The organism is Bacillus sp. BC05(2025), assembly GCF_056725905.1.
In genome coordinates this window covers 284403-296539 of sequence record NZ_JBWYRA010000002.1, presented here as the reverse complement: position 1 = coordinate 296539, position 12137 = coordinate 284403, and the positions used below count along the sequence as shown (strand labels likewise).

The following is a 12137-nucleotide window of genomic DNA, read 5'->3' as shown; positions in this document are numbered from 1 at the left end:
AATCAGAATTGTGATAAAATACAAATACAAAGCTTATCAAGAGAAGCGGAGGGAACTGGCCCGACGAAGCTCGGCAACCTGCTTATAGAAAGCAAGGTGCTAAATCCAGCAAAATGGAATCCATTTTGAAAGATAAGGTAAAATATATTACCGAACAGTCTTTTCGAAATGGGAAAGATTTTTTTTATGAATAAAAAGGGGGGCTGTTCGCGTGAGTGTACGGGAACATTTTGAGGAAGTATCTGAGAAAATTGAAGCGATGCTTGCTGATATGAAATATGGTTCAATTACAATTGTTGTGCAAGATGGAAAAGTCATTCAATTAGAGAAAAGTGAAAAGGTACGTTTAAAGTAAAAAGCGCTGACTAGAAAAACTAGAGGCGGTTTTAACCTATTTTGATTAGGTTAAAACCGTCTTTTTGCTTTTACAGGGGGAAAAAACATGTTGACGTATGAAACGTGGGAAGAAAATAATGTTTCATTTTCAGAAGAAGATGAAACGAAAGGCGCGCTATCTGTTTTAAGTTGGGCTTATAAAGAATATGAAGGTGAAATTGTATACGCATGTAGCTTCGGAGTGGAAGGGATGGTATTGCTGCATCTTATAAACCAAGTAAATCCATCTGCTAAAGTTGTATTTTTAGATACAAATGTTCATTTTCAAGAAACATATGAATTAATTCAAAAAGTGCGGAGGCAATTTCCTTCATTAAATATTATAGAAAAACAACCGGAACTTACGCTTGATGAACAAGCGAAGTTGCATGGTGAGAAATTATGGGAAAGTAATCCGAATCTTTGTTGTAAGATTAGAAAAATTTTACCGTTAGAAAAATCATTAGCAGCGGAAAAAGCGTGGATATCGGGCTTAAGGAGGGAACAATCAGAAACGCGTAAGCATACAAAGTTTATAAATCAAGATCATCGCTTTCAATCTATTAAAGTTTGTCCGCTCATTCATTGGACATGGAAAGAGGTATGGCGATATGTATACAAACATAGTTTGCCGTATAACCCGCTGCATGATGTTGGATATCCAAGTATTGGGTGTGAGAAGTGTACGTTACCTGTAGGTGAGGGTGGCGATTCGAGAGATGGTAGATGGGCCGGGAAAGTGAAAACTGAATGTGGTCTACATTACCAATAAGATGAATTTGAAAATAAAGCTAAGAGAGGGTATAGAAAATGAGTACAAGAAATGAATTAGTAAATCTTATAGACGAGACATATGATGTATCACAAATTGAAAAAGAAATTGGGCTAGACAACATTGCGTTAAGTGATTTAGAGCTATTAGCAACAGGAGGATATAGCCCGCTTACTGGTTTTTTAGGGAAGAAAGATTATGATTCGGTCGTAGAAACGCTTCGTTTAGCTAATGGGAGGGTTTGGAGTATACCAATTACATTACCAGTAACAGAAGAAGTAGCAGAGAGGCTAATAGCTGGAGAGAAAGTAAAACTTGTTAACGGGGGAAACGTATATGGTGTTATTCAAATAGAAGATATTTTTGTGCCTGATAAGGAAAAAGAAGCGTTACTAGTGTATAAAACGACGGATGAGGCTCATCCAGGAGTGAAAAAATTATATGAACGACCGAACGTTTACGTCGGAGGAGCTATTATTCTTACGAAACGTTTTGAAAGTAATCCATTTCCTTCTTATCATTTAGATCCAATTGAAACGAGAGAAGAATTTAAAAAACGTGGTTGGAAAACAGTAGTCGGATTCCAAACGAGAAATCCTGTACATCGTGCCCATGAATATATTCAAAAATCTGCTCTTGAAATTGTAGATGGCCTCTTTTTAAATCCGCTCGTTGGGGAAACGAAGTCGGACGATATTCCTGCTGATGTAAGAATGGAAAGCTATGAAGTGTTACTTCAAAACTATTATCCGAAAGATCGTGTCTTTTTAGGTGTATTTCCTGCAGCGATGCGTTACGCAGGACCGAGGGAAGCGATATTTCATGCACTAGTCAGAAAGAATTTTGGATGTACCCACTTTATTGTAGGGCGAGATCATGCAGGGGTAGGAGATTATTACGGTACTTATGAAGCGCAAGAAATTTTTACAAACTTTACAGTAGAAGAATTAGGGATTACACCGCTATTTTTTGAACATAGTTTTTATTGCACGAAATGTGAAGCGATGGCTTCGACGAAAACATGCCCGCACGGAAAAGAAGATCATGTCATTTTATCGGGTACGAAAGTAAGAGAATTATTAAGAAACGGTGAGGTTCCGCCAAGTACATTTAGTCGTAAAGAAGTAGTGGAAGTGCTAATTAAAGGCTTGAAAAAAGCAGTAGTAACAGAATAGGGAGAGAACGAGATGGATACGAATATTACTTGGCATACAGCTTCGGTTTCAAAAGATGAGAGAAGAGTGAAGAATGGACATCACAGTTTTGTAATTTGGTTTACTGGTTTATCTGCTTCGGGTAAATCTACAGTAGCAAATGCGGTTGCTCGTAAACTGTTTGAAAAGAATATTGGAAATTATGTGCTGGATGGGGATAACATTCGTCACGGTTTAAATAAAGACTTAGGATTTTCTGAAAGTAATCGCATGGAAAATATAAGACGTATTGGCGAAGTGGCAAAGTTATTTGTAGATCAAGGAACAGTTGTCCTTACAGCATTTATTTCACCATTTCGATTAGACCGCAAACAAGTAAGAGATTTATTAGCGACAGATGAATTTATTGAAATTTTTGTGAAGTGTCCGATTGAAGAGTGTGAGAAACGTGATCCGAAAGGACTTTATAAGAAGGCAAGAAAAGGTGATATTAAGGATTTCACAGGTATTGATTCGCCTTATGAAGAGCCAGCACAAGCGGAATTAATTGTAGAAACGCACAAATATTCTATTGAAGAATGTGCGGAACAAATCGTGAAGTATTTACAAGAGCGTAGTTTTATATAGGGGGATAAACAATGAGTTATGAAAAAGTATGGGCTAACAATGAAAAGTTAAATCAGACTGAGAAAAATAAATTAAAAAAAGATGGCTTGGAGATCTTTAATGATATTCCTTACTATGCAGAGAATGGCTTCGAATCTATTCCGAAAGAAGAGTGGGACGCATTCAAATGGGCAGGGTTGTATTTACAAAGACCGAAAGAAGCTGGTTATTTTATGATGCGTGTAAATATTCCTTCAGGGATTATTACGAATGCACAGGCAGAAGTGCTTGCTTCTATCGCTGAGGATTATGGGCGTGACGTAATAGATATTACGACAAGACAGGCGATTCAGTTTCATTGGTTAGAAATTCAGCAAATTCCAGATATTTTTGAAAGATTAGCAAGAGTTGGGCTATCTTCAGCTGGAGCGTGTGGTGATATAACGCGTAATATTACAGGAAATCCACTTGCTGGTATTGATGCAAATGAACTGTTTGATACAACTGGCATTGTAAAAGAGGTATATGACTATTTCCAACATAATGAAGAGTTTTCTAACTTACCACGTAAATTTAAAATGTCTATTAGTTCTAACATTTATAATTCAGCAAATGCAGAGATTAACTGTGTTGCATTTACACCTGCAACGAAAGAGATAGACGGTGAGAAAAAAGTTGGTTTTCATATAAAAGTAGGCGGTGGATTATCAGCTCGTCCATATTTAGCGGATGAATTAGATGTATTCGTTTTACCAGAAGAAGTGAAGGCGGTAGCAATTGCGATTGCTACGATATTCCGTGATTTTGGATATCGCGAAAAACGTCATTTAGCCCGTTTGAAGTTTCTTGTTGCAGACTGGGGAGCAGAGAAGTTCAAAGAGAAACTAATAGAGTATACAGGACCATTGCAAAGTAAAGGGGAAAGTGCTCTCAAAGGCTGGAATGCGGGATACTTTTATGGAGTTCAAGATCAAAAACAAGACGGACTAAAATATGTAGGTTTTAATGTGCCAGTAGGACGCCTACATGCAGAAGAAATGTTTGAGATTGCAAGAATTGCTAAACAGTATGGGAATGGACAAATTCGTACATGTAATTCACAAAACTTTATTATTCCGAATGTTCCGCCAGAAAATGTGGAGGGTTTACTAAATGAGCCTTTATTTGAAACGATATCAGCCAGTCCAAAATCGTTTATTGGTCATGCGGTTTCTTGCACTGGTATTGAATATTGCAATCTTGCTTTAGTAGAAACGAAAGAAAGATTGCGAAAAATTGCCGAATACTTAGATACACAAATTGCACTCGATGTTCCGGTTCGTATTCATATGGTAGGGTGCCCGAATTCATGTGGTCAACGTCAAATTGCTGACATTGGATTACAAGGGGTGAAAATGAAAACGAAGGAAAAAGGAATTGTTGAAGCATTTGAAATATATGTAGGTGGAACGCTGTTAGATGGTGGTGCTTATAACCAAAAGTTAAAAGGGAAAATAGATGGCGAGGATCTACCTGATGTACTTGCATCATTTATAAGTTATTTCAAAGAGAATAAATTACTAGCTGAAACGTTTTATGATTTTGTCGGCCGTGTTGGTGTAGAGACATTACAAATAGCCTTAAATAACGTACTAGAAGAAGTAATAGCGTCTTAGGAGGGACAATATGGATTTATATCGATTTGAAGCTGTGTTAGTAAATAGTATTGTTCCGATTGTTGTCGTTGCTCAAAGTGAAGAACAGGCGTTTAAGCTTGCGGAGATGGAGCTTGAAAAGCATTTTTTACCGCTGCCAGAAGTAAAGGAAATTTCCTTATTTGAAAAAAAGAAGATTCGAAAAGGTGCGGCATTTGTTATTCATGAGTAGGGAATAACAAATAATGAAAACTTCCATTCGTATATAAGGATGGAAGTTTCACTTTAATAGTAGAAATGAGGAGAGATGATGGGGAAGGTTTATATCGTTGGGGCGGGTCCTGGTGATCCAGATTTAATTACTGTAAAAGGATTGAAATGTATTGAGAAAGCAGATGTTATTTTATACGACCGTCTCGTGAATAAAGAATTGCTTTCTTATGCAAAGCCTGAAGCGGATTTAATTTATTGCGGAAAACTACCAAATTATCACACGATGAAGCAAGAGACAATTAACATGTTTCTTATTAAATATGCGAAAAAGGGAAAAGTTGTAACGAGGCTAAAAGGTGGGGATCCATTTGTATTTGGTAGGGGAGGAGAAGAAGCTGAAGCGTTAGCAAAGCAAGGTGTACCGTTTGAAATCGTTCCTGGTATTTCAGCTGGAATAGCTGCTCCTGCTTATGCTGGTATCCCAGTGACACATCGTGATGCAAGTGCAAGTTTTGCTATTGTAACGGGGCATAGAAAAGAAGATGCCGAAGAGGAAGTGAAGTGGGAAAATTTAGCGAAAGGTGTAGAAACTTTAGCTGTATATATGGGGGTTAGCAATTTACCCTACATATGTGAGCAACTAATGAAGCATGGAAAAGATAAAAGTACACCTGTTGCTATTATTGAGCGAGGAACGACATCTATGCAGCGTACAGTTGTTGGAACGTTAGGAACAATTGTAGATGTTGCAAAAAAAGAACAAATTCAAAATCCGAGCATGATTGTAATTGGAGAAGTGGTCCGTTTTCGAGAAAAAATCCATTGGTTTGAGAAACAGACAGAAAGTACGTATCAAGTAAGTGGAGTGTTATAAAATGAAAGCCATCTTATATATATGCCATGGAAGTCGTTTGAAAGCAGCTAAAGAAGAAGCTGTTGCGTTTATTACGTCATGCATGAACCGTGTAGAGGCAAGTATTCAAGAAATTTGTTTTTTAGAGTTAGCGAGTCCAACTATTGATGAAGGGTTCCGCACATGTGTGAAGCGTGGTGCTACAGAGATTATTGTTATTCCAGTTTTTTTATTAGCGGCAGGTCATGTGAAAAAAGATATCCCGTTTGAATTGGAAAAGGTAAATAATCAATTTTCGAATGTTAAAGTGACTTATGGTAATCCGTTTGGTGTATCAGAAACACTTGTTAAATCGGTATATAGTGGAAGTGGTATTGAACAGGAAGATAAAAATGAAGTGACGCTACTTCTTGTTGCAAGAGGGAGCAGTGACCCTGAAGTATTACGAGATATAAACTGGATTGCTTCTTTATTTCAAACGGAAGAGAAAATTAAAAAAGTAGAGGTTTGTTATTTAGCAGCTGCCGAGCCGAAATTTGAGGATAAGTTAAAAGAAGTCATAGAACGAAAAGAAAAGAACATCGTTGTACTGCCTTACTTATTATTTACAGGTTTACTTATGAAACATATTGAAAAAGAAGTGAGTCAATATGAGCTGGAAGAGATAAAAATAAGTCCGTATTTAGGGAAGAATGAAGCATTTCAGTATATGTTAATTCAGAAAACGAAAAAATTATTGAAGGGAGATCAATATGTATCCACTTACAGTGCGAGTTGAGAAGAAACGTGTTGTTGTTATTGGTGGAGGGAAAGTTGCGGGATTTAAAATTATTCCTTTACTAAAACAAGGTGCGGATATAGTTGTGATAAGTCCTGAATTGGATGCAAATTTAGTAAAACTTGTAGAAGAAAAGAAAATTCGTTGGTATCAAAGGGAGTATGAAAAAAGTGACATTAAAGACGCTTTTTTAGTTGTTGCAGCGAGTAGTGATGCTGTATTAAATGAACAAATTGCTGAAGATAGCGCAGAAAATCAATTAGTAAATGTTATTACGAACCCGGAAAGTGGTAATGTTCATTTTCCGGCGGCGATTCATCGTGGATTACTGAATGTGGCTGTTTCTACTGGGGGAGCGAGCCCAAAACTTGCAAAAAAAATTCGTGATGATATTGCAAATAAATATGATGAGGCGTATGAGTCGTATCTTAATTTTTTATACGAAGTTAGAATAAAAGTGAAAGAATTACAAATTGAGAAAAGACAGAGAAATATATTGTTGCAAGAAGTATTAAAGTCGATATATGTTCAAAATGAACAAAAAAGAGAATTGTTTTTACAAGAATTAGAGAGAAGAGTTCATATAGGATAATGAATAAATTGTACTTTACAACTATAAAAATATAATTTATAATCACAAGTAACTTCAATAGATGAAATCGATGAGCAAGAAGAGTAGGTATATTTGATACGTTCAGAGAGCTGGGGGAAGGTGTGAGCCCGGTACGATAAAATATACAGAATGGGCTTGCGAGAGGTATGTTGAACATTGTAGTAGGCAACCCGGGTTCCGCCGTTAAAAGGATAGAGTATCGGAGTTTTTCCTGTACTTGAACAAGTGGGATTTATCAATCCAATTGAGGTGGTACCACGGTATTTACATTACATATATCGTCCTCTACATGCATATTTGCGTGTAGGGGACTTTTTTATTTTCTAAAGGAGGTGTGCGAGTATGAAATGAAAGTGTATAATTAACAAAAGTTTAAATATTCAGAAAAGGAGAAATTATAATGAAAGAAACACAGCAATGGACGTCGAAAATAGGCTTTGTACTCGCAGCAGCCGGAGCCGCAGTAGGTCTTGGTGCGATATGGAAATTTCCATATGTTGCAGGTAATGGTGGGGGAGGCGCATTCTTCCTTGTATTTTTACTATTAACTTTATTTATAGGTATGCCACTTCTTTTAGCTGAATTTGTTATTGGGCGTAGTACGCAAAAAGAGGCAGTTACAGCGTATAAAGTATTGGTGCCAAATAGCAAGTTATATCCTTGGATTGGTCGTATGGGAGTTGTTACTTGTTTTAGTGTACTATCTTTTTATAGTGTTGTAGGTGGATGGATTTTACTGTATTTATACTATAGTGTTACAGGAAGCTTCTGGAATGGTGTTGTTGATTATGGACAATTGTTTGGTGAAACGATTTCAAATCCAGTAAGCGCAATTGGAGCGCAATTTCTCTTTATGCTTTGCACTATTTTTGTTGTAAGTAAAGGTGTAGAGAAAGGGATAGAAAAAGCAAGTAAGTATATGATGCCGCTATTATTTATTTTGTTTATTGCTATCATTATTCGTGCATTAACACTCGATGGTGCTTTTGCTGGGGTAGAGTTCTTCTTGAAACCGGATTTTTCAAAGTTGACAGCAGATACGATTTTATACGCGATGGGACAATCGTTCTTCTCGCTAACAGTTGGTGCCTCAGTAATGGTAACCTATAGTTCCTATTTAAAGAAAGAAGAACATTTAGCGAAATCAGCAACATCTATTGTAAGTTTAACGGTTTTTATTACAGTACTTGCAGGATTAGCAATTTTCCCGGCGATTTTCGCATTAGGTGTTAAGCCGACTGAAGGGCCAGGACTACTGTTTATCGTCCTTCCAGCAGTATTTGCAAAAATACCATTTGGACAATTTTTCTTCATTATGTTTTTAGTGTTATTCTTCTTTGCAACGTTAACATCTGCGATTTCCATGCTTGAAATTGTAGTAGCATCTGTTGCGAAAGATAATGAGAAAAAGCGCCCATCAGCATCGTTATTAATTGGTATTCTTATTTTTGCAGTTGGAATCCCGTCCGCCCTATCGTTTGGAATTATGAGTGATGTGAAAATATTTGGGAAAACGTTCTTTGACTTAGTCGATTTCTCGGTAAGTAACGTATTACTACCTTTAGGGGTATTAGCGATTTCGCTATTCGTACCAAATAAAATGAGTAAAGAAATCTTAATGAAAGAATTAGAAGTTACGGAAACAAAAGGGAAAACGTTATTTAATATTTGGTTTTTCTTGCTTCGTTATGTTATTCCGGTAACTGTAATTATTGTATTTTTAAATGCGATAGGCGTATTTAAAATGTTTGCATAATAAAAAGACGGAGAAATCTCCGTCTTTTTATTATGTTGTAGGTGTATTTAATAAGCGGCTATAGGTTTTATAGGCTGTGACGACTGCAATAAATGATCCGATTAAAAATAACGCTGAGCCGCCAAATGTAAATAACCGACCAATGTAAGTTTCTCTAGCTTCTTCTATTTTTTGTTGTAATTGTGTATTCATATCATTCACCCCGTAAACTATAGGCATTTAGTTGTAGTCTATGTGGAATGCCTATAGTGTGTGAAGGGGAAATAAAAAAACTCGGTATGCACCGAGTTTTTTTATAATCCGATATAAGGAGATGGATCAACTGCGTTTGTCTTACCGACATTCCATTCTCCAAGATGAAGTTCGAAGTGTAAATGTTGTCCGTATGATTGGCCAGTATTCCCCATAAATCCAAGTTGAGTTCCTTGTTTTACAGTTTGTCCATTCGATACAGAACGGCTACTCATATGAGCATATACTGTTGTGTATGTTTTTCCATTTATACGGTGAGATAAGTACACAACATTTCCGTAACTAGATGATAATTCTGAGCGAATAACAACGCCATCTGCAGCGGCAATAATTGGAACCGTTCCTGAAGCTGCGATATCGATTCCTTTATGGTTATCTATAGAGCGCACGCCAAAACCAGAAGTTTTTGATCCAGCTGCTGGTTTAATAAATCCACCAACGTTTGTATCGTGAGGTACTGGAGCAGCTTGAGCAGGTGTGGCAGCTTGTTTGCGAGCTTCCTCTGCCTTACGTGCTTCTTCAGCTTTACGAGCTTCTTCCGCGCGTTTTTCTTCTTCAATTGCTTTTTGAACAGCTTGACGCTGATTTTCTAAAATGCCTTTAGATTCTTCTAATCCTTCAATCTCTGAATCTACTTTTGCTACTTTCGTATGTAGATCGCTAATAAGAGTTTGTTGCTGTTGTTGGTTATTTTGTAATTCTTGTTGTTTTTGTTCTAATTTTTGCTCGGATTCTTTCAATTGTTGCTCTTTTTTCTCAACAGCCTCTTTTTCTTTCGTCACAGCATCTTGGTCAGTTGTTTGTTTTTTCACAATATCAGTATCGTTGTTTAAAATTAAACTGACAGAATACATATTATCAACGAGATCAGCAATGTTTGCAGAATTTGTTAATACTTCTGTAATGATATTTGTGCGAGGTTTTTCTTGCATAGATTGAAGTCGTTGCTTAATAACTTCCTGACGTGTATCTATGTTTGTTTGTAATTGCTCTATATGTTTCTTTTTGTCAGTTATTATTTGTTGTGTTTTACTAATTTCTTTTTTTGTATCGTTTAACTCAGCTTCGTTTTTATTAATAGAAGTAGTTAAGTCATCGATTTTCTTTTGTAATTCTTGAATTTCTTTTTCTATTTGTTCTTTCTCAGCTGATTTATTTTGTAAGTCATTTTGTTTTCCTTCTAATTCAGATTGAATATTAGATAATTTATCTTGATTCGTTTCAGCGTATACGGGTGAAAGTAGTGGAGAAACAAAAATGGTTCCTGCTGCTAAAACGCTAAACGCTGCAAATTTCTTTTTCATGGTTGTCTAACTCCTTTCCCTATGAATGTTATATATCATAAGAAGAAGAGTGTCTATCGTTGTAATCATAATGTAAAGAAAATTTTATAAAATTGCTAAGTTTTGTCGGAATTTAGCATTTTTCAACAGTAATTGTAATGATGATTGTATTTTTTTAGTTTGTGCAACAAAGGTGTATTCTAGATTTTATCTGTGAAATAAAGGAAAAAAACGCGACTCTATATAGTGAAATTTAAGTTAAAAACTCTCTAAAATACTAGTAGGGAATCGTTCTCATGTTAGGTTTTCTGACATGGGATTTGTTTTTGTCAAGAAAATTATTTGTGTTCAGTAAAAGTTATTTTGTTGTCAGATTTTAAATTTTGATTTATGATTTTTAACAGGGACAAAATGTAGTGAATTGTCGAATAATATGTAATACTCTTAATTTCGAGTTTTATAGAGATAGAATGAGAGATAGAGTGACACATCGAAGAGGGGGTTACAACAAATATGAAAAGAATAGGACTTGCATGGCAAATATTAATTGGTCTTGCGCTAGGTATTGCAGTTGGGGCGATTTTCTTTGGCAATCCGGCAGTGGTGAGTTATTTACAACCAATTGGTGATATTTTTATCCGATTAATTAAAATGATCGTTGTACCGATTGTTGTAGCAAGTATTGTTGTTGGGGTTGCTGGTGTTGGCGATGTTAAAAAATTAGGTCGACTAGGCGGAAAAACAATTATTTACTTTGAAATTATTACAACAATTGCAATTATTGTCGGTCTGTTAATTGCGAATATTTTCCAACCAGGAAAAGGCGTAAATATGGAGCAGTTAACGAAGACAGATATTTCGAAATATACACATACGACAGAGCAAGTACAAAGTCATTCATTTGCAGATACATTTGTAAATATTGTTCCAACGAACATTGTAAAGTCATTAGCTGACGGAGATATGCTTGCTATTATCTTCTTCTCTGTATTATTTGGTTTAGGTGTAGCGGCAATTGGTGAAAGAGGAAGACCAGTTCTTCAATTTTTCCAAGGTGTAGCTGATGCAATGTTTTACGTAACAAACCAAGTTATGAAATTTGCACCATTTGGTGTATTTGCGTTAATTGGAGTTACAGTTTCTACATTTGGTCTTTCTTCATTAATTCCATTAGGGAAATTATTAGTTGTAGTATACGGAGCAATGATTTTCTTCGTTGTAGTCGTATTAGGAATTACAGCGAAAATATTTGGAATTAACATTTTCCAATTCTTTAAGATTTTAAAAGATGAACTGATCTTAGCGTACTCTACAGCAAGTTCAGAAACAGTTTTACCAAAAATCATGGAGAAAATGGAGAAGTTCGGTTGTCCAAAGGCAATTACATCTTTCGTTATTCCGACAGGTTATTCATTTAACTTAGATGGATCAACTTTATATCAAGCAATTGCAGCTATTTTCTTAGCGCAAATGTACGGTATTGATTTATCCATTACACAACAAATTACATTATTGCTTGTATTAATGCTTACATCAAAAGGTATTGCGGGTGTACCTGGTGTATCATTTGTTGTATTATTAGCGACACTTGGTACAGTAGGTATTCCAGCTGAAGGTTTAGCCTTTATCGCTGGTATTGACCGTATTTTAGATATGGCTCGTACAGCAGTTAACGTTGTAGGTAACTCTTTAGCAGCTGTAGTTATGTCTAAGTGGGAAGGTCAGTATGACGCTGAAAAAGGACAAGCCTACTTGAAAGAAATTTCTAATAAACAAGCAGCTTAATTATAATTTGAACAAGCTCTCACATAATATGTGGGGGCTTTTCTATATAGAAGGGGAGCAGAC

General features: G+C 36.0%; 13 protein-coding genes, 1 riboswitch and 1 other annotated feature. Of the genes, 11 read left to right on the top strand and 2 right to left on the bottom strand.

What is annotated here, in order from left to right:
• The first annotated feature begins 30 nt into the window (after positions 1 to 30).
• Positions 31 to 139: riboswitch (SAM riboswitch) on the top strand.
• A gap of 72 nt (positions 140 to 211) precedes the next feature.
• The 10 genes from ACZ76X_RS07355 (at position 212) to ACZ76X_RS07310 (ending at position 8754) form a co-directional block, all read left to right on the top strand.
• On the top strand, positions 212 to 355 hold the full coding sequence (locus ACZ76X_RS07355; protein ID WP_000116161.1) for a YezD family protein: 144 nt from the start codon (positions 212 to 214) through the stop codon (positions 353 to 355).
• A gap of 87 nt (positions 356 to 442) precedes the next feature.
• Entirely contained in the window at positions 443 to 1147 is a 705-nt protein-coding gene (locus tag ACZ76X_RS07350; protein WP_202283614.1) for a phosphoadenylyl-sulfate reductase, read from the top strand.
• Positions 1148 to 1185: 38 nt separating this feature from the next.
• Positions 1186 to 2322, top strand: coding sequence for a sulfate adenylyltransferase (gene sat / locus ACZ76X_RS07345; protein WP_479850057.1), 1137 nt, complete (start codon positions 1186 to 1188; stop codon positions 2320 to 2322).
• Between the two features lie 12 nt (positions 2323 to 2334).
• Positions 2335 to 2928 (top strand): adenylyl-sulfate kinase, encoded by a 594-nt coding sequence (cysC, locus tag ACZ76X_RS07340; RefSeq protein WP_479850056.1) that lies wholly within the window; start codon positions 2335 to 2337, stop codon positions 2926 to 2928.
• 11 nt (positions 2929 to 2939) lie between these two features.
• Positions 2940 to 4562: a nitrite/sulfite reductase gene (locus tag ACZ76X_RS07335; protein ID WP_479850055.1), complete on the top strand. Its 1623-nt coding sequence runs from the start codon at positions 2940 to 2942 to the stop codon at positions 4560 to 4562.
• A gap of 10 nt (positions 4563 to 4572) precedes the next feature.
• A complete protein-coding gene (locus ACZ76X_RS07330; protein ID WP_000366917.1) occupies positions 4573 to 4773 on the top strand; it encodes a DUF3906 family protein in 201 nt (66 codons plus the stop codon).
• 78 nt (positions 4774 to 4851) lie between these two features.
• On the top strand, positions 4852 to 5628 hold the full coding sequence (gene cobA, locus ACZ76X_RS07325; RefSeq protein ID WP_098670421.1) for a uroporphyrinogen-III C-methyltransferase: 777 nt from the start codon (positions 4852 to 4854) through the stop codon (positions 5626 to 5628).
• Position 5629: 1 nt separating this feature from the next.
• On the top strand, positions 5630 to 6385 hold the full coding sequence (locus tag ACZ76X_RS07320) for a sirohydrochlorin chelatase (RefSeq protein WP_479850054.1): 756 nt from the start codon (positions 5630 to 5632) through the stop codon (positions 6383 to 6385).
• On the top strand, positions 6360 to 6977 hold the full coding sequence (locus ACZ76X_RS07315; protein ID WP_306185333.1) for an NAD(P)-binding protein: 618 nt from the start codon (positions 6360 to 6362) through the stop codon (positions 6975 to 6977). Before ACZ76X_RS07320 ends, ACZ76X_RS07315 begins: the two co-directional genes overlap by 26 nt.
• Positions 6978 to 7038: 61 nt before the next feature.
• Positions 7039 to 7287, top strand: a binding site (T-box leader).
• A gap of 111 nt (positions 7288 to 7398) precedes the next feature.
• Positions 7399 to 8754 (top strand): sodium-dependent transporter, encoded by a 1356-nt coding sequence (locus ACZ76X_RS07310; protein WP_479850053.1) that lies wholly within the window; start codon positions 7399 to 7401, stop codon positions 8752 to 8754.
• 30 nt (positions 8755 to 8784) lie between these two features.
• On the opposite strand, the gene ACZ76X_RS07305 is transcribed toward ACZ76X_RS07310, so the two are convergent.
• Together ACZ76X_RS07305 and ACZ76X_RS07300 are read right to left on the bottom strand one after the other, a co-directional pair.
• Positions 8785 to 8946: a hypothetical protein gene (locus ACZ76X_RS07305; protein WP_479850052.1), complete on the bottom strand. Its 162-nt coding sequence runs from the start codon at positions 8944 to 8946 to the stop codon at positions 8785 to 8787.
• 101 nt (positions 8947 to 9047) lie between these two features.
• On the bottom strand, positions 9048 to 10310 hold the full coding sequence (locus ACZ76X_RS07300; protein ID WP_196472683.1) for a murein hydrolase activator EnvC family protein: 1263 nt from the start codon (positions 10308 to 10310) through the stop codon (positions 9048 to 9050).
• Positions 10311 to 10802: 492 nt separating this feature from the next.
• On the opposite strand from ACZ76X_RS07300, the gene gltP reads away from it, so the two are divergent.
• On the top strand, positions 10803 to 12074 hold the full coding sequence (gene gltP, locus ACZ76X_RS07295; protein ID WP_479850051.1) for a glutamate/aspartate:proton symporter GltP: 1272 nt from the start codon (positions 10803 to 10805) through the stop codon (positions 12072 to 12074).
• Positions 12075 to 12137 lie beyond the last annotated feature (63 nt).